The sequence below is a fragment of the Romboutsia hominis genome (assembly GCF_900002575.1).
Taxonomy (GTDB): Bacteria; Bacillota; Clostridia; order Peptostreptococcales; family Peptostreptococcaceae; genus Romboutsia_C; species Romboutsia_C hominis.
This window is the reverse complement of the sequence record NZ_LN650648.1, coordinates 1,931,983-1,950,560: the sequence shown is the minus strand read 5'-3', so window position 1 is coordinate 1,950,560 and position 18,578 is coordinate 1,931,983. Positions and strand designations below refer to the sequence as shown.

Sequence of the window (18,578 nt, the reverse complement as noted above, 5' to 3'; positions counted from 1 at the left end):
GCAAGGAGTTATTCTATGGGATATATAAATTTTGAAGAAGAAAAGGCCGTAGTGAATGAACAATTATCAAATAGAAAAAAAAATAACGAAACATTTTATAAAGATGCAACTACAAAAAAAATAGAACTAAATGATTATGATAATAATTCAAAATATAGCTATAATAAAATAAAAGATAAACTAATCGGCAAAGATGGTATATTTGACGAACAAGATTTTTATGAAATAGTAGAGCAAGATATAATTTGCGCTAAATTTAGAAAATGTGATTTTAAAAATATTAAATTCAAAGACTGCACATTTATAGGTTGTACTTTTAATGATTGCAATTTTAGCGGTGGAGGAGTTGTATTTGAAAATTGTATATTCATAAAAGAAGGAAGTGAAAAACGACCTTCTTTAAATAAAAAAGACAATATAGGGTGTAGTTTCTATAATTGTGATATATATGCAAAATTTTTAAATAGTGACTTATCATATTGTATTTTCGAAAAATGTAAGATTAGTAACACAAGTTTTGAATTAACATATTTAAAATCTTCAATTATAATAAATAGTGAAATTGATATGTTTGAGATTATAGATTGTGATCTTTCAGGCTTTAAAATTTCAAATACATATATACAAGATATAATGTTTGATGATAAATTTACAACTAAATTTGATGCTAAAACATTTTTTGATAAAATTGAACCTAGAGTTAAGGATAAAAATGAATATGAAGGTATATATATGACATATAAAACTTTGTCCGAAAAATTTAAGGAAAATAACTTGAATAATAATTTTGGAGAATATTATTATATAGGTAAATGTACACAAAGAAAATGTGTTAAATTTTTACCTAAAATAAATTCGTATATATATTGGTTAGCATGTGGGTATGGAGAAAGACCTTGGCTTTGTGTATTATCATCTTTAGTAATAATGATAATATTTGCATTTATATTTTTAGCAGTAGGTATTGAGTTAGATGGACAGGTTATAAAATATAGTTTAAGTAATATTGGTACATGGAACCTAAAACAGTTTATTAAAGATTTTAATGAGGTTATAAATTTAAGTGTAGGTATGTTTGGAGCTGTTGGGTTTAACAATTCAAAGCCCACAGAAGTAGCATACATGGTAGCAAATATTGAAATGCTTGTAGGAATCATTATGATGGGAGTAGGTATAGGAACTCTAACGAGAAAAGTTGTAAGATAGTAATATATATAAAAAGAACGTAGAATTATCTACGTTCTTTTTTTTATATATTATGCTGCAGAAGATTCTTCTGTTCCACGTATCTCATCAGCAGTAAGTATTTTTGTATTTTTGAATAATGTATGTCCTATTAAAGCACCTATTATACTAACTACTATACATCCAACAGCAGCTATTAAAGCAGGAGTTCCGTTTTGACCAACTGCAACAGCGAAACCAGCTATAGGAGTTGCCATACCAGGAACACTTATTGCAAGTGGTGCAACATAAGAACTTACTAATGCAACTACAACACCTGATAATGCTCCACCTATGAAGTTAGTAACAAATACTGGTATTGGATTAGCAGTTATTATATCTGATTGAGTTAAAGGCTCTATAGCAACAGCTATTGTATCTTTCTTTGAACCAAATTTCATTTTTGAGAAGAATACAAAGTTCATGAAAGAAGAACCAAATACTGCTAATGCACCTATTGCCATTGGAAGACCTGTTAATCCTATTATAGATGTTAAAGCCATTGATGATAATGGAGCAGTAGCAACAACTGTTATTAAACCACCAAGTATTATACCCATTAATATTGGAGATGTAGTAGAGGCAGCTGTTAAAGCTTGTCCTATTTGCATTAATGTATCATTAACTATAGGATCCATAAATCCTGCTATTGCTCTTGTTAAAGGAGCAGCAATTAATATTATAACTATTAAATCAAGACCAGCAGGAGTTTTCTTTTCTAAGAACTTAACAACGAATGATATTAAGTATCCTGCAACGAATCCTGGAAGTATTCCAAATCCTGAAACTGTTAAACCAACTAATACAGCGTATACTGGAGATACACCTAATGCTAAAGGTACTAATATAGCAGCAGCTGCACCACCTAAAGAACCGTTAGCAGCTCCAACTTTCTCTAAGAAAGATATACCAAATTGTTGTCCAAATAGCGAAGCGTGGAATGCTTCAACTAAGAAACTTGCGCAAGCAGCACTTGCTAATGCACCCATTGCCTTCATTCCGTGAGGTGCCTTGTAACTAAATAATGTGAATAATGCCAGTACAACTAATAATAATGCTGTACTTGTAAGTATTTGCATCATGCTAATTTTCCTCCTAAGTATATAAATGTAATGTTTTATTTGCTTAAGGTATTGTTTTCCTTAACGTCATATTTACTTAAAGAAATCTTAAGACAATTTTGATTATAAAGCACATTTCGACAATTGTAAATAGTTTTGTTAAAAAAATGCTAAAATTAAAAGAAAAATGTATTATTATTTTAAAATATGTAAGAAAGTTTACAGTAAATGTTAATTGAATTTAAAAAAATGAAAATATTACCTCTAAAAAGTATTGAATACATAAAATATAATAAAAAAATAAATTATTATTTTAAAATACAATAAAAATATATAATATAAACTATAACACATAATTTTGTCTAAATAAAACTCTTATGATAATATGTAGGTATAAATTAACTAAATTACAAGGAGAAAAAAATGACAGCAAACGAAAGAATAAAAATATTTTTGCAACTACAAAATAAAAACTTAAAGTTTCAAGATATAGCAGATAAGATGGAGATAAAACCACAAACATTAAGAAGTTACTTAAATAAAAAAGGGTACAAATTAACAAATGGAAAGTACGAATTAAAAGATGACATAAAAGAAGAGAAAAAACAAATAGAATTTAATGAAATTAAAAACACAAAAATAGAAAAAAAGGAAAATGTAAAAAAAATAATACTAAAAGAAAAACACAAAAACCTAAAAGAGATAAGAAAGTAAATTTAACACCTGAGGATATGGACAAGTTATGTGAAGTATATGATTGGTACTTACAAGTTAGGGATGTTAAGGCAATAAAGCCTAAGACAAAAACTTCTAAAAAAGACATAGTAATAGAAAAAAATAATATAGATGAACTAAAATCAACTAGCATAAGGGTAGATAAAAAAATATGGGAAGATTTTGAAAGGTTATGTAGTAATTCAAGTTTTACTAAACAAGAAATAATAACTCAAGCATTAAAAAACTTTTTAAAGGAAAATAAACATTTACTATAAAGGGTTAAGTATACAAATAAAAAAGAGGGGATTGAAGTGAATAAATCGTATTTATATGATTAATAATAAGGTTAAATAAAAAGGGGTGGTAAACATGAATGAAAATAATTACAATAAAGAAGAGATAGACTTTGAAAAATTAAACTCAACATTAGCTAACCCTGATTTTGCAAATTGGTACTACAATGAGTTTATGGTAAAAGACAATGTCGTTTCTATTGATGAATTTGTAAACATAATAAATACTTATAATTCAAATAATATTCAAAGTTAATAAGTAAGGCTTTAAATAGACATTCCTATATTAGACAGTGTTAAAGATGTAAAAGTTATATACATTAAATATGAGGAAAAATAAAATTATGATTAAAAATGATGAAAAACCTATTGTTAAGTTTATATTATAAGCTATACATTAGGTTTTTTTATTTGGTGACTGTAAATGTTTTAAAAATATATATATGTATTGTATAATTATTTATATTATATAGGAAATTAATAGTAATAAACTTATATTAAAATTAAGGAGATTGGTATGAAGGTTTTAATTGTTGAGGATAATTCTAAACTTTTAGAAAGTCTAGAGGAGGAACTAAAAAATCATTTTGAAATAGATTCATGTAGTTTTGGAGAAGAAGCCATATACAATATTAAACAAAATATATATGATTTAATTATACTAGACTTAATGTTACCTGATATATCAGGATTAGATATATTAAAGTCTATAAGAAAAAACGGAATAGATACATTAGTACTTATTTTAACTGCTAAAGAAAGTTTAAACGATAAGGTATCAGCATTTGAGATAGGAGCAAATGATTATCTAACAAAGCCATTTTATATGGAAGAATTAGTAGCAAGAGTATATGCAATGTTAAGGACTAATGGAAAAATAAAATCTAATAATAAAATTGTATTTAAAGATTTATATTTAGATACAAATAATAAAACTGCATCTATAAATGGTGAAGATTTAAATCTTCAAAATAAGCAGTTTAATTTACTTGAGTATTTTATAATAAATAAAGGAACAATACTTTTAAAGGAACAAATATATGATAGAATTTGGGGAATAGACTCAGATGCTACTATAGAAATAGTTGAGGTTTATGTTAGCAATTTAAGAAAGAAGCTTAGCAAGTACGGATATGATAACTATATAAAAACTAAAAGAAAAGTAGGTTATATATTTGATGATAAATAAAAATGTATTTAGTAAAACTAAAAATCGTTTAATAAAAATAAATATAGCTGTAGTAGTAGCATTTCTTATAATATTTTCTATATTTATATATTCTTACTTTAAAGGACTTACATATAGCAATATAGACAAAAATCTTAAAGCTGAATTAGAAAATATAACTATGCAACTTAATAATAGATCTATATTTTATCCAATAGTGTTAAAAGACCCAAGTAATATGGTCTATGTTTATGAGGGAAATAGAATAAGATATTACACAGAAAATGGCTATTTTAATGAACTATTACCAAGACCTAAAAATAATAAGAATGATACTTTCTTTACGTACACTGAAAATGGATATACTTTTAGAGAATTAAACATTGATATTGGTAAATATAAAATACAAATAATAAGAAATATAGATTCGGAAAGAAACTCGTTAAAACAACTTATATTTGTATTTATAATAGGAGTATTAGTAGCTGTAATAATAACATATTTTGTAGCACTTTATTTAACTAAAAAAGCACTAATACCAATAGAAACTGCTTGGAATAATCAAGCTAAATTTGTTCAGGATGCATCTCATGAGCTTAGAACTCCAATAGCCATAGTATCTTCAAAGTTAGAAAGCTTATTAAAGCATCCAGATAGTACTATATCTGATGAAGTTGAATCTATAGCTGATGCTATGAAAGAAACAAGAAGAATAAAGAAGATGATAAGTGATTTATTATCATTAAGTAAAGAAGATAGTACTAATGATATTATAAAAGAAAATGTAGATATAAATATAATGATAGATGAGATAAGTAAAAATTATGCAGATATAGCAGAGATTCAAGAAAAAGAATTTCATACTAACATTAAATTAAAGAATAAAAAAATATTTACAGATAAAAATAAGTTAAGACAGTTATTATTAATATTTATAGATAACTCTTTTAAATACACAAAAAGTGGGGATAGTATATCAATAAGTGCTTATGAACAAAATAACGATATTATAATATATATAAAAGATACTGGAATGGGTATAAAAAAAGAAGATATCGATTATATATTTGACAGATTTTTTAGAAGCAATAGTATAAGACATAAAGATATAGATGGCTCAGGAATAGGATTATCTATTGCAAAAATGATTGCTATAAATCTTGGTATAACAATAACTGTAGATTCTAAAGAAAATGAGTATACATATTTTAAACTAATAATCCCTAGATAAACAAATTGTTTAGTGATATATATAGGGGGTATATAAATAATATAAATTAATGTTACAAATAATAACTATATTGTAATATAATTCATATTATAGATAAGAGAGTATTTAGGAGGTAAGAAAATGGCTAAAATAATAAAAACATCACAATTTAAAGGGGAAGTAGAAGAAAGTAAAGGGGTAGTTGTAGTAGATTTCTTTGCAACTTGGTGTGGACCTTGTAAAATGTTAGCACCAGTATTTGAATCATTAGGAAATGAAATGGATGATGCAAAATTTATAAAAGTTGATATAGATCAAAGCTTAGAAATAGCTCAAAAATTTAATATATCTACTGTACCAACAATGATGATATTTAAAGATGGAAAACCAGTAGAATCATTAGTAGGATTTATGCCAAAAGAAGCAATTAAATCAAAAGTTAAGTCACATTTATAAAATGATAGGTGGTTAATATGAGATATGATATGGCAATAATTGGAAGTGGACCAGCAGGACTTTCTGCTGCAATAAATGCAAAAATAAGAAATAAAAATATAATAGTATTTGGAAATGATAATTTAAGTAATAAATTAGTAAAAGCTCCATCAATAGAGAATTATCTAGGATTTTATGATATAAGTGGAGAAGATTTAAGAGATAAATTTAAAGCACATATAGAAAGCATGGATATTGAAATAGTAGATAAAAAAATAAATAACGTATATGCTATGGGAGATTACTTTGCTTTAATGTCAGGGGATGAAATGTTTGAAGCTACTACAGTTATACTTGCAACAGGTGTAGAGTATGGTAAGCCAATAAAAGGTGAAGAAGAATTTCTAGGTAAAGGTGTAGGGTATTGTGCAACATGTGATGCTCCTTTATATAGAGATAAAAAAGTAGCTATAATAGGTTATAATAAAGAGTCTGAAGAAGAAGCTAACTTCTTAAGTGAAATAGCATCAAAGACTTACTTTATACCTATGTATAAAAGAGAAGGTCTTATGAGATCTTCAGATGGTTTAGATAGTTCTATAGAAGTTATAAATGACAGACCTGTTCAAATCCATGGAGAAAATTTAGTAAATAAAGTAGAATTAAAACAACAAGAAATAGACGTAGATGGAGTATTTGTAATAAAAGATAGTGCTTCGCCTAAATCATTAGTGCCAGGAATAGAGACAGAAGGACCACATATTAAGGTTGATATTAATATGAACACAAGTATAAATGGATGCTTTGCAGCAGGAGACTGTGTTGGTAAACCATATTCTTATATAAAGTCAGCTGGTCAAGGTCAAATAGCAGCATTAAATGCAGTAGCTTATTTAGATAAATTAAAAATAGAACAAAAAAAGAATAATTAATAAAAAAAGCACTTAGATTAAAATCTAAGTGCTTTTTTTATGCCATATTTCAATACATCTGTTATAAAAAACACTTTTACAATAAATGTAGATATGATACAAGCTAATATTAATAAAGAGATAAGTTAATAATTATATTAATAACTTACCTATAAAATAAATTAACATAATAAAATAAAATTAAAAGACACTTAGAAAAGTTAGTAAAATAACTAAAATCAATGGTTTAAGTTAAATTGAATTTATTGTAAAATTAGAAATTTGCAAATGGAAAAATTAATTATGCAAAAAATGACTTGAAAAGTATTGAAAATATAGTTATAATGAATAAAAAAGAAATATTAATTCAAAAATATTTATTAGCCAGTAATTTTTGAAATATATAATAATATTTTTAAAAAGGGCAATTATATAAAAGTATTTATAATTAATTTAGGAGGGATTGAAATTGGAAAATTTAAATAGCTTAATATTAAGCATTAACGATTTTATATGGACATATATATTAATAGCTATGTTAGTAACACTTGGAATTTACTTTAGTGTTAAGACTAAGTTTGTACAATTTAGATATTTTAAAGAAATGTTTAAGCTTTTAGGAGAAGGTGCATCTAAGGAAAATAAAAAAGAAGGACAGGTATCGTCGTTTCAAGCATTTTGTATAAGTACTTCATCTAGAGTTGGAACAGGTAACATTGCAGGGATTGCTATGGCTGTTGTAGTTGGAGGACCTGGTGCTATATTTTGGATGTGGATAACAGCATTAATAGGTTCTGCATCAAGTTTTGTTGAAAGTACATTAGCACAGATATTTAAGATAAAAGACAAAGATGGATTTAGAGGTGGACCTGCTTATTATATAGAACAAGGGCTAAACAAAAAATGGATGGGAATATTATTCTCTATTCTAATAACTATATGTTTTGGATTTGTATTTAATGCTGTTCAAGCTAATACAGTTTCACTTGCATTTAATTCAGCATTTGGAATTGATAGATTAACTATAGGGATAATAATTACAATACTTACAGCAATAGTTATATTTGGAGGAGTTCATAGAATAGCTAAAGTATCTGAGATAATAGTTCCAATATTTGCAGGACTTTATATATTAGTAGCATTATTTGTAGTTGTAATAAATATAGGTGAAATACCAAATGTACTTAAGCTTATAGTTGAAAATGCCTTTAATTTTAGAGAAATGTCAGTAGGTACGACAGCAGGAATAATACTTACTGGAGTAAAAAGAGGACTATTCTCAAATGAAGCTGGTATGGGTAGTGCACCAAATGCAGCAGCAACTGCAGATACATCACATCCTGTTAAACAAGGATTAATACAAACACTTGGAGTATTTACAGATACTATCTTAATTTGTACATGTACAGCATTTATAGTACTTTTATATCCAGGATACTCAACTAGTGGATTAAGTGGAATAGAGTTAACTCAAGCAGCACTATCTTCTCATATAGGAAGTTTTGCACATATATTTATAGCTTTATGTATATTCTTATTTGCTTTTAGTTCAATAGTAGGTAACTATTACTATGGAGAATCAAATATAGAGTTTATGAATAGCAATAAAACTGTTTTAAATATATTTAGAGTGTTAGTTGTATGTATGGTTTTATTTGGTTCAGTAGTTCAAGTAGATGTAGTTTGGAATTTAGCAGATGTATTTATGGCCCTTATGGCTATAATAAACTTAATAGCAATAGCTCTTTTAGGAAAATATGCTTTTATAGCACTTGAAGATTATACTAATCAAAAGAAAAATGGAATTAAAAGTCCAGTATTTGATGCATCAAATATAAAAGGACTTGAAAATGTTCAGTGTTGGAACAATACTGAAATAAGAAAAACAAAGAGTATGTAATATTGAATAAATTTAAGTGCCTTTTAATTAAAAGGCACTTTTTTAGTTAAAATCATTAATTTTAATTATAATTCATAGCTTTCTAGGTATCTACAAAAATCATGAAACTCATCTATATTTTTAATTTCTTGTAAGTTTCTAATATCAATAATTACATTACTAGGAATATGCAACATAAACTCCATATCAAATAGCTCACACTCTATAAATCCTTTTTTGTAGTCATATTTATAAGGTATATATTTATTGAAATTTTTTTCAAAATACTTTATTTTAGCATAACATAACTTGTGTATATAAAATAATAAAGCTAGAGTTGAGTGATTTTTAGCAAACTTATTGGAAAAAAATTTAACTTTAGGGTATTTCTTATGGTTTGATTCCCAATATAAATCATCATTTAATTGAAGGTTATATTTTTTTAGTAGATTATATTTTTCTTTAGAAAGATATTCGGTTTCTTTTAACATAAATTCCTCCAGTATTAAGAGAATTTAATATATTATTACTACTTAATAATATGAATATTGAAAATTTTAAATACATAATATAAGCTTTTTCTATAATGAAGTTAAATTATATATAGATATTAAATATATAAATTTTGTAGTTACTAAATAGTTAAAATTAAAATCTTGTGGTAAGATAAAGTAAATTAATAGAATTAAAATTAATTAAGATCTAAATACTCCAAAGGATATATTATGCAGTTAGGAGGGTTATAAATGAATATTACACCGTTAGATATATTAAATAGGTATTATGGATATACAAACTTTAGAAAAGGGCAAGAAGATATTATAAATTCTATAATTAATAATAACGATGTTCTTGCTATAATGCCAACAGGAGGAGGTAAATCCATATGTTATCAAATACCTGCCATGGTACTAGAGGGAATAACTATAGTTGTATCTCCTCTTATATCACTTATGAAAGACCAAGTAGATACACTAAAGGTTATGGGAATAGAAGCTGAGTACATAAATAGTTCTCTTTCAAATAGTGAATATGAAAAAGTACTTAACAATATAAAAAATGATAAATGCAAAATATTATATGTAGCACCAGAAAGGTTAGATAGTTCTGATTTTTTAACAGTAATATATGATAAAGTTGTATGTCAAGTTGCGATAGATGAGGCACACTGTGTATCACAATGGGGACATGATTTTAGAGTAAGTTATAAAAAAATACCATATTTTATAAATAACTTAAGAAATAGACCAATAGTAACGGCTTTTACAGCTACAGCAAGTGATGAAGTTAGAAAAGATATAGTAGAAGTACTTAATTTAAATAATCCAAAAGTATTTATATCAGGGTTTGATAGAGAAAATTTATCTATAAATATAATTAAATCCCCTGCTAAAAATAAATACTTATTAGATTATGTTAAAAATCATGAAAATGAATGTGGGATAATATATGCATCAACTAGAAAAGAAGTAGAAAATATACATGATGGACTTTTAAAAAGAGGTTATTTAGTATCTAAATATCATGCAGGTCTTAGTAATGAAACAAGAAAAGAAAATCAAGAAAAGTTTATAAATGATGATATTAAGATAATGGTAGCAACAAATGCTTTTGGTATGGGAATAGATAAACCAAATATAAGATGGGTAATTCATTATAATATGCCACAAAGTATAGAAAACTACTATCAAGAAATAGGTAGAGCAGGAAGAGATGGCGAAGAAAGTGAGTGTATATTATTATTTGCTCCACAAGATGTTCATACGCAAAAATATTTAGTGGAAGCGTCCATAGAAAATCCTCAAAGAAAGATAGCTAAATATACTAAACTTCAGCAAATGGTAGATTTAATATATACTAGTGATTGCTATAGAAAATGTATACTAGATTATTTTGGAGAAACTATGGAAGATGAATGCAATAACTGTAGCAACTGTTTAAATGATGGAGAGGTAGTAGATAAGACACTAGATGCTATGATGGTAATATCTTGTATTGCTAGAATGAAAAGAAGCTATGGAATAACCATGATAGTCGATGTTCTTAGGGGTTCTAAAAATAAAAAAGTATTAGAATTAGAATTTGATAAATTATCAACTTATGGTCTTATGAAAAAGTACTCTAGTGAAGATTTAAAAAACTTTATAAATACATTAGTATCACATGGATTTTTAGATATAGTAGAAAATTTAGGACATAGAGGAACATTTCCAACTATAAAATTAAATGAACAATCAATGAGAGTTATAAAAAAGGAAATAAAAGTTGAATTAAAAGAAGCTAAAGCAAGTAAGTCTAAGTATGTAGAAAATGAATTATACGAAGAATTAGTAAGCTTAAGAAGTAATATAGCAAGAGAAGAATCTATAGCTCCATATATGGTATTTGGAGATGCAACTCTTAAAGGTATGGCAAGTATTTATGCTACATCAAAAGAAGAAATGCTTAGTGTATCTGGTATAGGCGAAGTAAAGTATGAAAAGTATGGTTCTAGATTTAAAGATGTAATAGAATCCTATATAAATAGAAACAATATTGATAAACAAAAAGTATTAGATAATAATACAAATAAAAAAGACAACACAAAAATTAAAGATGAATATTTTGAAGTTACTACAGATAAAAATCTATATAATATTTTAGATGATTTAAGAAAAGATATAGCAAAAAAGGAAAAGACTATACCTTATATGGTAATTAGCAAAAATTCTTTAAAAGAAATAAGTGGGAGGTATCCAACTACTAAAGAACAATTAAAAGATATAGGTGGTATGGGTCCAGTTAAAATAAATAGATACGGTGAAAGTATATTAGATGTAGTAAATTCATATATAAATGAAAAAAATATAAGACCAGAGTGGGAAGATAAAAAAAGACTTAAGCTTATAATAGATGGAGAAAATAGAAAAAATAATGAAATAGCCCTAGATTTATTGAATCAAGGGAATGATATAAAATATGTATGTGAAGAAATAGAAACATCTCTTTCTACAGTTTTAGGATATATATATGATTATATAAAAGAAGGAAATTGCATAAACTTTAATATAGATTTAGAGAGTATGTATGAACAAAAAGATAAAGCAATGATATTAGATGCATGTGAAAGGTTTTCTGAAGATAAGATAAGTGTAATAAAAAAGTCACTACCAGATTATATAAAGTATGAAAATATCAGAGCTGTAATACTTGAAAAATATATATAAAATATTGAATAAAAAATAGCTTGATGCTAAAAAGTATCAAGCTATTTTTTATGTTAAATTAAATTTTATGTAACTTAATGAATATTTTGGAAATAATCTAAAATATGTAAAAAATTAACTTTAAAATATTGAAATAAAAATATTATTATGCTAAGATATTAATACCTGGTATTAAAACTTAAAGTAATAACTTAGATATAAAAGAAGAGTTAAAAAGTTGGAGGAAAAATGAATAATATAAAAATAATATGTGATAGCTTATCGGATATACCTAAAGAATTTATTGATAAATATGATATAGAAGTAGTACCACTTAGCATAATTTTTAATGGTAGAGAATATATAGATGGAGTAGATCTAACTGAAGATGAATTTTATAAAATGCTAAGGGAAAATGAAAGTTTACCAAAAACATCTCAAGTTACGTATATGTCATTTAAAAATGCATTTGAAAAATACATAGATAAATATGAAGAGATTTTGTATATAGGAGGATCATCTAACGCATCTGGTACATATCAAAGTGCTGTTATGGCTAAAAATGATATAGAAAACAAAAATATACACACATTTGATACATTATCATTATCTATAGGAAGTACATGCTTAGTACTTAGTGCAGCTAAGTTAGCTAAAGAAGGCAAAAGTATAGAAGAGATAATAAAACATCTGACAAATTTAAAAAATAACTTATCTGTTTTATTTACAGTAGAAACGCTAGAGTATTTGCAAAAGGGTGGTAGAATGTCTTTAGCTAAGGCTACAATAGGAAATATGTTAAATATAAAGCCAATACTTCGCTTAGATGAAGGATTAGTTAAACATTTTTCACAAGCGAGAGGTAAAAAACAAGTAATAAACAATATAGTAGAAATTATAAAAGAACAACAAGGTGAAGATTTAACTAATAAGACTATAATAATTGGTTATGGAGATAATGAAGGAGATTTAAAAATATTAAAAAATAATTTATGTGAAAATTTAAATGTAAAAGACATTGTTGTTGTAAATATAGGAAGCTGCATATGTGCACATACAGGACCTGGAGTGCTTGGAATTGCATGTTGTGATATATAATAATGAAGATAAACTATAAAAGTTATATAATTTAATTTTTATAGTTTATTTTTTTATTTAAAACATAAATTAACGTATATTGCTTTAGTATTTACATTTAAAAATTCTAAATTTATCTAAAATTTTTATTATTATAAATATACAAAAACATAATATAAAAAATAAATATTATGCTATAATGGAATCTGTGTGAATTTAAGGGGGTGTACTATGAACATTGATAGAATTTTAGATTTTTCATCTAATGCAGGAAGGCTTATGCTTCAAAGTGGAGGAGAAACTTATAGAGTAGAGGAAACCATATCAAGGATTTGTCAGTCTTTTGATGTAGACGAAGTAGAAGTATTTGCAACCCCTACAGCGGTAATGGTTTCTATATTTCTTAATGGTAAGATATATTCAGTAGTTAAAAGGATTAACTCAAGAGGTGTAAATTTAAATAGAGTTCATAATATAAATTCTCTTTCGAGAAAGATATATCATGATAAATTAAGCATAGATGAATGTGAACTAGAACTAGAAAAAATATGTAACGATGATATGTATAAGGATAATACAGTATTATTATTTTCAGGTATATCAACAGCTATGTTTACATTATTGTTTGGTGGTAATTTTAATGCTATTTTAGGATCTTTTATAATTGGTATAATAATAAAATATATATATAACAAATTAAGCAAATCATCATTAAATGAATTTTTTATAAATAGTTTATGTGGAGGAGTAGTAGCTATATTTTCTGTATTAATGTATGACATTGGTTTTATACATGAGATAGATAAAATAATAGCTGGAAGTATAATGCTTTTAGTTCCAGGCCTTGCACTTACAAATTCTATAAGAGATATTATGCAAGGAGAATTAATATCAGGGCTTACTAAGGTCGCAGAAGCTTTATTAATAGGTGTATCTATTGCAGTTGGCACAGGATTTGTAATAAGTATGTATCTTCAGATGGGAGGGATGTAGTATGATTATAGAATCAATAGCATCTTTTTTTATAGGAATAGGATTTGGAATTATATTTAATATAAAAGGAAAGCGACTAATAGTAGCAGGAATAGGTGGAGGAATAGCTTGGTTTTCATACAAATTTTCTCTACATTGTATAGGATCAGATGTAATATCATATTTTATATCTGCTATATGCTTTAGTATATACTGCGAAATATGTGCAAGAATATATAAAACACCAGCTACAACATTAAGTGTATGTTGCCTTATTCCTTTGGTTCCAGGATATGGAGTATATAATACAATGTATCAGTTTATAGTAGGAGATTATATGAAAGCTATAGAATATGGGGTAAATACATTAGCAATATCTGGTGCATTAGCATTAGGTATAATATTTGTATCTACTATATTTAGAAATATAAAGCTAGGAAAGTTTATAGGAAAAAGTACTAAAAACAAAAATAACTCTAGTATAAAATCAGGGGAAAATAATTTAGAAATAGTTTAAAGAATACCGATAATTTTTATCGGTATTTTTTTATATTAAAATAGTAAAGTTTATAGAATAAAATAGGTGAATAATATATACTCATTAGTAATAGGAAAATATTTTAGTATAAAATAAGATGGAGGATATATATGTTAATATTAACTACAGAGTGTATACCAGGTAAGAATATTATAGAAGTTAAGGGATTAGTAAAAGGAAGTACAATTAGAGCAAAGCATATAGGAAAAGATATAGGTGCAAGTTTTAAGCAATTAGTTGGTGGAGAACTTACAGGATACGATGAGATGTTAGCAGAAGCTAGAAAAATAGCAATAGCTAGAATGGTAGAAGATGCTAAAGCACAAGGTGCTAATGCAATAATTGGATTTAGATTAACATCAGCAGCAGTTATGCAAGGAGCTGCTGAAATGTTAGCATATGGTACTGGAGTTGTTATTGATGAGTAATATAGGGCTCATAATAGCTTTAATACTTGCTGTAGGAACACCTTTTGTTATTATAGTTGGAAGTATAGTACTTATTATAGTTAAAATAATAGAAAGAAAAAAAGAAAAGAAAAATGAAGATTTTGATAAGTATGATAAATATTAAACTAGAAAGTATAGCTATACTAATATGTATGGCTATACTTTTTTGTATGAAAATTAAAGCTTTTAATAAACATTATTATATTTAATAATTACGAATTATAATATATAAAAAAATATAAATGTATTGTATAATACTATTAATAAAAATATTTATATTGATAAATGTTTGGAGGGGTAGTCGAAATATGATAGTAGTAAGAGGTGCAGGAGATTTAGCCAGTGGAGTAATACATAGATTAAATAGATGTGGGTTTGATGTGGTTTGTTTAGAAGTTGAAAAACCATTAGCAATAAGGCGAAATGTAAGTTTTAGTGAAGCTGTTTATGAAGGAGAATTTAGTGTTGAAGGTGTTTGTGCAAAGTTTTGTAATAATATAGATGAGATAAAAAAAGCCATAAAAGATAAGAATGTAGCTTTAGTTGTTGATGAAAAAGGAGAGTATATAAAACATTTAAAACCAGATATAGTAATAGATTGTATTCTAGCTAAAAAAAATTTAGGGACAAATAAAGATATGGCTAAACTCACTATTGCATTAGGCCCAGGATTTTGTGCGGGTAAAGATGTAGACATAGTAATCGAGACTATGAGAGGTCATAATTTAGGAAAAATCATAAATAGTGGATATGCTCTAAAAAATACTTCTACACCAGGAATTATAAATGGTGTAGGAAAAGAAAGAGTCGGGTATGCAAAAGAAAGTGGTATTATAGAAAATATAGCTAGTATAGGAAGTGTAGTAAAAAAAGACGAGGTACTAGCTTATATAATAAACAAAGATAATGAAAAAATTGATGTAAAAGCAAATATAGATGGAGTTTTAAGAGGAATTATAAGAAATAAGTCTAATATAGTAAAAGGATTAAAAATACTAGATATAGACCCAAGAATTGAAGAAGTTAATAATTGTTATACAATATCAGATAAAGCTAGATGTATAGCTGGAAGTGTTTTAGAGGAAGTTGTAAGGTTTTATAATAAATAGTCAAAAGCTAGATAGGAGAAGTAATTATGGATGAGATGATATTAGACCGAATAAGTAAAGAAGTAAAGTGTGGTAATAAGGTAGCTTTTGCAACTATAACTGAAGTAAAAGGTTCTAGTCCAGGAAAAGTAGGTGCTACACTAGCGTACTTTAACGATAAAAGTATACTAGGAACTGTAGGCGGAGGAATATTAGAACACGAAGTGATAATTGAATGTAAAAAAGCATTAGATAGTGGGTTTGATAGAGCATTTAAACATGCTTTAGATGAAAATTCTAAAGATACTCCTATGCAGTGTGGTGGAAGGGTTTGCGGCTTTATAAAAGTATTTAAACCAAGACCAAGACTTTTGATAGTCGGAGGAGGACATGTAGGTTATAATATATATAAAATTGCAAATACATTAGACTTTTATAAAATAATAGTAGATGATAGAGTAGAATTTGCAAATAAAGAAAGATTTGAAAGTGCAGATGAAGTATATTCTGGAAATATAGATAATATATTAAATGATATAAATATAGATGAAAACACATACGTAATAATTGCAACTAGAGGATATGAAAAAGATTTAGAGGCATTAAGAGAAATAATAAAGAAAAATCCTTCTTATATAGGCATGATAGGAAGTAAGAAAAAGTGGAATACATTAAAAGGAGAACTTTTAAAAGAAGGTGTAGAAAAAGAATTATTAGATAAGGTATATGCACCTGTAGGTCTTAATATATCGTCAAATGATGTTTCAGAAATAGCCTTTGGTATAATGGCTGAATTATTATTAGTAAAAAATAAAGGGGAATTATCACATAGAAAACATACTAAATAATATAAAATTGGGAGGTAAATATGTTTAAAGTAGCTATAGTAACACTTAGTGATAAAGGATATATAGGAGAAAGAGAAGATATAACGGGAAAAAAGCTAAAAGAGTATATAGAAGAAAATAATGAATACAAAGTAGTACATTATAATCTGTTAAAAGATGATAAGGGCATGTTAAAAGAAGAACTTATAAATATTTGTGATAATAATATAGCTGATTTGGTACTTACTAATGGAGGAACAGGTTTTTCTAAAAGGGATACAACACCAGAAGCTACAAAAGAAGTTTTAGAAAGGGAAATTCCAGGTATAAGTGAATATATGAGATTAAAATCTAGTGAAATAACTAAAAAAGCAATACTTAGTAGAGGAATAAGTGGTATAAGAAACAATTCTATTATAATTAACTTGCCAGGAAGCCCTAAAGGTGCAATAGAAAATTTAGGGTTTGTGTTAGATGTATTACCCCATGGAATAGAAATATTAAAAGGTGAGGCAACAGAATGTGCCATTACAACTAAAAATAGTATATAATTAGTTATATAAAATAGGCAAAAAAGAGGGTAGCTAGTTATGATTGATAAATATGGAAGAAATATAAATTATGCACGTATTTCTTTAACTGAAAAATGCAATCTAAGATGTGTTTATTGTATGCCAGATGATGTAAGCTTTAATGAATACGAAAATACACTTAGTTTAAATGATTATAAATTTATTATAAATGGATTATCGCAAATAGGAATAACAAAAATTAGATTTACAGGAGGAGAACCTTTATTATATGAAGGTTTATCAGAAATTATAAGATACACTTATGAAGAATGTAATATAAAAGATGTAGCTATAACTACTAATGGAATAGGTCTTTATGATATGGCATATGAATTATATGAAAGTGGTCTTAGAACTGTAAATATAAGTCTAGATTCATTAAAAGAATATAAATATAAAAGTATTACTAGAAATGGAGATATAAAAGAAGTATTAAAATCTATATCTAGATGCTTAGAACTTGGAATGAAAGTTAAAATAAATTGTGTACTTATAAGTGGATTTAATGAAAATGAAATACCAGACTTTATACTTATGACAAAATTTAATAATATTGATGTAAGATTTATTGAACTTATGCCTTTAGGAGAGGCTAGTAAAATATATAGAAATGGATATGTTAATATACAAGATGTGATAAGTCAAATAGATGGATTATATAAAATAGAAAGTAGTGAAAATTCTACTGCTAAATACTACAAATTAGAAGATTCAATGGGAAGAGTTGGAATAATAACTCCTATGTCATGTTCGTTTTGTAGTGAGTGTAATAGGATAAGAATAACTCAAAATGGAACTATTAAATTATGTCTTCATTCAGAAGAAGAGTATGATATAAAATACTACTTAAATAAGCCATTAATTTTTAGAGAAGTATTAAAAGAGATAATATTAGACAAACCAGAAAGACATTACTTAAATGAAAATAAAGTTAGTGATACTAAAAGGAGTATGTATCAAATAGGAGGATAA

General features: G+C 26.2%; 21 protein-coding genes. 19 read left to right on the top strand and 2 right to left on the bottom strand.

From position 1 onward, the window contains the following. Positions 1-15: 15 nt before the first annotated feature. Complete coding sequence (locus FRIFI_RS09475; protein ID WP_092924976.1) at positions 16-1,206, top strand: pentapeptide repeat-containing protein; 1,191 nt, start codon at positions 16-18, stop codon at positions 1,204-1,206. Between the two features lie 50 nt (positions 1,207-1,256). On the opposite strand, the gene FRIFI_RS09470 is transcribed toward FRIFI_RS09475, so the two are convergent. Further along, the gene (locus FRIFI_RS09470; protein WP_330405514.1) at positions 1,257-2,306 is read right to left on the bottom strand and encodes a PTS sugar transporter subunit IIC; all 1,050 of its coding nucleotides are present in this window, start codon (positions 2,304-2,306) and stop codon (positions 1,257-1,259) included. 402 nt (positions 2,307-2,708) lie between these two features. On the opposite strand from FRIFI_RS09470, the gene FRIFI_RS15180 reads away from it, so the two are divergent. The 8 genes from FRIFI_RS15180 to FRIFI_RS09435 all read left to right on the top strand — a co-directional run bounded on the left by FRIFI_RS15180 (position 2,709) and on the right by FRIFI_RS09435 (position 8,919). Then, positions 2,709-2,999 carry a hypothetical protein gene (locus FRIFI_RS15180; protein ID WP_242977246.1) on the top strand — a complete coding sequence of 97 codons (291 nt, stop codon included), beginning with the start codon at positions 2,709-2,711 and terminating at the stop codon, positions 2,997-2,999. Between the two features lie 17 nt (positions 3,000-3,016). Beyond that, a complete protein-coding gene (locus FRIFI_RS15175) occupies positions 3,017-3,277 on the top strand; it encodes a hypothetical protein (protein ID WP_242977245.1) in 261 nt (86 codons plus the stop codon). A 94-nt stretch (positions 3,278-3,371) separates the two neighbouring features. Next, positions 3,372-3,551, top strand: coding sequence for a hypothetical protein (locus tag FRIFI_RS09460; RefSeq protein WP_092924980.1), 180 nt, complete (start codon positions 3,372-3,374; stop codon positions 3,549-3,551). Positions 3,552-3,812: 261 nt separating this feature from the next. Then, on the top strand, positions 3,813-4,484 hold the full coding sequence (locus FRIFI_RS09455; RefSeq protein WP_092924982.1) for a response regulator transcription factor: 672 nt from the start codon (positions 3,813-3,815) through the stop codon (positions 4,482-4,484). Continuing rightward, complete coding sequence (locus FRIFI_RS09450) at positions 4,474-5,694, top strand: sensor histidine kinase (protein ID WP_166506271.1); 1,221 nt, start codon at positions 4,474-4,476, stop codon at positions 5,692-5,694. The genes FRIFI_RS09455 and FRIFI_RS09450 overlap by 11 nt, the downstream gene beginning before the upstream one ends. 120 nt (positions 5,695-5,814) lie before the next feature. Then, positions 5,815-6,129, top strand: coding sequence for a thioredoxin (trxA, locus tag FRIFI_RS09445; RefSeq protein WP_092924986.1), 315 nt, complete (start codon positions 5,815-5,817; stop codon positions 6,127-6,129). Between the two features lie 17 nt (positions 6,130-6,146). Then, positions 6,147-7,040, top strand: coding sequence for an NAD(P)/FAD-dependent oxidoreductase (locus tag FRIFI_RS09440; RefSeq protein ID WP_166505718.1), 894 nt, complete (start codon positions 6,147-6,149; stop codon positions 7,038-7,040). 448 nt (positions 7,041-7,488) lie between these two features. After that, positions 7,489-8,919, top strand: a complete 1,431-nt coding sequence (locus FRIFI_RS09435) for an alanine/glycine:cation symporter family protein (protein ID WP_092924990.1) — start codon at positions 7,489-7,491, stop codon at positions 8,917-8,919. A 65-nt stretch (positions 8,920-8,984) separates the two neighbouring features. Here FRIFI_RS09435 and FRIFI_RS09430 read toward each other — a convergent pair whose 3' ends face one another. After that, complete coding sequence (locus FRIFI_RS09430; protein WP_240275683.1) at positions 8,985-9,389, bottom strand: hypothetical protein; 405 nt, start codon at positions 9,387-9,389, stop codon at positions 8,985-8,987. A gap of 255 nt (positions 9,390-9,644) precedes the next feature. On the opposite strand from FRIFI_RS09430, the gene recQ reads away from it, so the two are divergent. The 10 genes from recQ to moaA all read left to right on the top strand — a co-directional run bounded on the left by recQ (position 9,645) and on the right by moaA (position 18,578). Continuing rightward, positions 9,645-12,104, top strand: coding sequence for a DNA helicase RecQ (gene recQ / locus FRIFI_RS09425; RefSeq protein ID WP_166505717.1), 2,460 nt, complete (start codon positions 9,645-9,647; stop codon positions 12,102-12,104). Positions 12,105-12,332: 228 nt separating this feature from the next. Further along, positions 12,333-13,181: a DegV family protein gene (locus FRIFI_RS09420; RefSeq protein ID WP_092924996.1), complete on the top strand. Its 849-nt coding sequence runs from the start codon at positions 12,333-12,335 to the stop codon at positions 13,179-13,181. A gap of 210 nt (positions 13,182-13,391) precedes the next feature. Further along, on the top strand, positions 13,392-14,153 hold the full coding sequence (locus FRIFI_RS09415; protein WP_166505716.1) for a threonine/serine exporter family protein: 762 nt from the start codon (positions 13,392-13,394) through the stop codon (positions 14,151-14,153). A gap of 1 nt (position 14,154) precedes the next feature. Next, positions 14,155-14,649, top strand: coding sequence for a threonine/serine exporter family protein (locus tag FRIFI_RS09410; RefSeq protein WP_092925000.1), 495 nt, complete (start codon positions 14,155-14,157; stop codon positions 14,647-14,649). A 131-nt stretch (positions 14,650-14,780) separates the two neighbouring features. Continuing rightward, positions 14,781-15,098, top strand: coding sequence for a heavy metal-binding domain-containing protein (locus tag FRIFI_RS09405; protein WP_092925002.1), 318 nt, complete (start codon positions 14,781-14,783; stop codon positions 15,096-15,098). Then, positions 15,091-15,243 (top strand): hypothetical protein, encoded by a 153-nt coding sequence (locus tag FRIFI_RS09400; RefSeq protein ID WP_166505715.1) that lies wholly within the window; start codon positions 15,091-15,093, stop codon positions 15,241-15,243. Before FRIFI_RS09405 ends, FRIFI_RS09400 begins: the two co-directional genes overlap by 8 nt. A gap of 184 nt (positions 15,244-15,427) precedes the next feature. After that, the gene (gene yqeB, locus FRIFI_RS09395; RefSeq protein ID WP_166505714.1) at positions 15,428-16,228 is read left to right on the top strand and encodes a selenium-dependent molybdenum cofactor biosynthesis protein YqeB; all 801 of its coding nucleotides are present in this window, start codon (positions 15,428-15,430) and stop codon (positions 16,226-16,228) included. Positions 16,229-16,254: 26 nt separating this feature from the next. Continuing rightward, positions 16,255-17,055 carry an XdhC family protein gene (locus tag FRIFI_RS09390; protein ID WP_166505713.1) on the top strand — a complete coding sequence of 267 codons (801 nt, stop codon included), beginning with the start codon at positions 16,255-16,257 and terminating at the stop codon, positions 17,053-17,055. Positions 17,056-17,075: 20 nt separating this feature from the next. Then, a complete protein-coding gene (locus FRIFI_RS09385) occupies positions 17,076-17,585 on the top strand; it encodes a MogA/MoaB family molybdenum cofactor biosynthesis protein (protein ID WP_092925008.1) in 510 nt (169 codons plus the stop codon). A 39-nt stretch (positions 17,586-17,624) separates the two neighbouring features. Next, on the top strand, positions 17,625-18,578 hold the full coding sequence (gene moaA, locus FRIFI_RS09380; RefSeq protein ID WP_166505712.1) for a GTP 3',8-cyclase MoaA: 954 nt from the start codon (positions 17,625-17,627) through the stop codon (positions 18,576-18,578).

Bases quoted from the DNA above. Each gene is read 5' to 3' on its own strand.
- FRIFI_RS09475 (WP_092924976.1), top strand. From the start codon at position 16: ATGGGATATATAAATTTTGAAGAAGAAAAGGCCGTAGTGAATGAACAA.
- FRIFI_RS09470 (WP_330405514.1), bottom strand. From the start codon at position 2,306: ATGATGCAAATACTTACAAGTACAGCATTATTATTAGTTGTACTGGCA.
- FRIFI_RS15180 (WP_242977246.1), top strand. From the start codon at position 2,709: ATGACAGCAAACGAAAGAATAAAAATATTTTTGCAACTACAAAATAAA.
- FRIFI_RS15175 (WP_242977245.1), top strand. From the start codon at position 3,017: ATGGACAAGTTATGTGAAGTATATGATTGGTACTTACAAGTTAGGGAT.
- FRIFI_RS09460 (WP_092924980.1), top strand. From the start codon at position 3,372: ATGAATGAAAATAATTACAATAAAGAAGAGATAGACTTTGAAAAATTA.
- FRIFI_RS09455 (WP_092924982.1), top strand. From the start codon at position 3,813: ATGAAGGTTTTAATTGTTGAGGATAATTCTAAACTTTTAGAAAGTCTA.
- FRIFI_RS09450 (WP_166506271.1), top strand. From the start codon at position 4,474: ATGATAAATAAAAATGTATTTAGTAAAACTAAAAATCGTTTAATAAAA.
- trxA (WP_092924986.1), top strand. From the start codon at position 5,815: ATGGCTAAAATAATAAAAACATCACAATTTAAAGGGGAAGTAGAAGAA.
- FRIFI_RS09440 (WP_166505718.1), top strand. From the start codon at position 6,147: ATGAGATATGATATGGCAATAATTGGAAGTGGACCAGCAGGACTTTCT.
- FRIFI_RS09430 (WP_240275683.1), bottom strand. From the start codon at position 9,389: ATGTTAAAAGAAACCGAATATCTTTCTAAAGAAAAATATAATCTACTA.
- recQ (WP_166505717.1), top strand. From the start codon at position 9,645: ATGAATATTACACCGTTAGATATATTAAATAGGTATTATGGATATACA.
- FRIFI_RS09420 (WP_092924996.1), top strand. From the start codon at position 12,333: ATGAATAATATAAAAATAATATGTGATAGCTTATCGGATATACCTAAA.
- FRIFI_RS09415 (WP_166505716.1), top strand. From the start codon at position 13,392: ATGAACATTGATAGAATTTTAGATTTTTCATCTAATGCAGGAAGGCTT.
- FRIFI_RS09410 (WP_092925000.1), top strand. From the start codon at position 14,155: ATGATTATAGAATCAATAGCATCTTTTTTTATAGGAATAGGATTTGGA.
- FRIFI_RS09405 (WP_092925002.1), top strand. From the start codon at position 14,781: ATGTTAATATTAACTACAGAGTGTATACCAGGTAAGAATATTATAGAA.
- FRIFI_RS09400 (WP_166505715.1), top strand. From the start codon at position 15,091: ATGAGTAATATAGGGCTCATAATAGCTTTAATACTTGCTGTAGGAACA.
- yqeB (WP_166505714.1), top strand. From the start codon at position 15,428: ATGATAGTAGTAAGAGGTGCAGGAGATTTAGCCAGTGGAGTAATACAT.
- FRIFI_RS09390 (WP_166505713.1), top strand. From the start codon at position 16,255: ATGGATGAGATGATATTAGACCGAATAAGTAAAGAAGTAAAGTGTGGT.
- FRIFI_RS09385 (WP_092925008.1), top strand. From the start codon at position 17,076: ATGTTTAAAGTAGCTATAGTAACACTTAGTGATAAAGGATATATAGGA.
- moaA (WP_166505712.1), top strand. From the start codon at position 17,625: ATGATTGATAAATATGGAAGAAATATAAATTATGCACGTATTTCTTTA.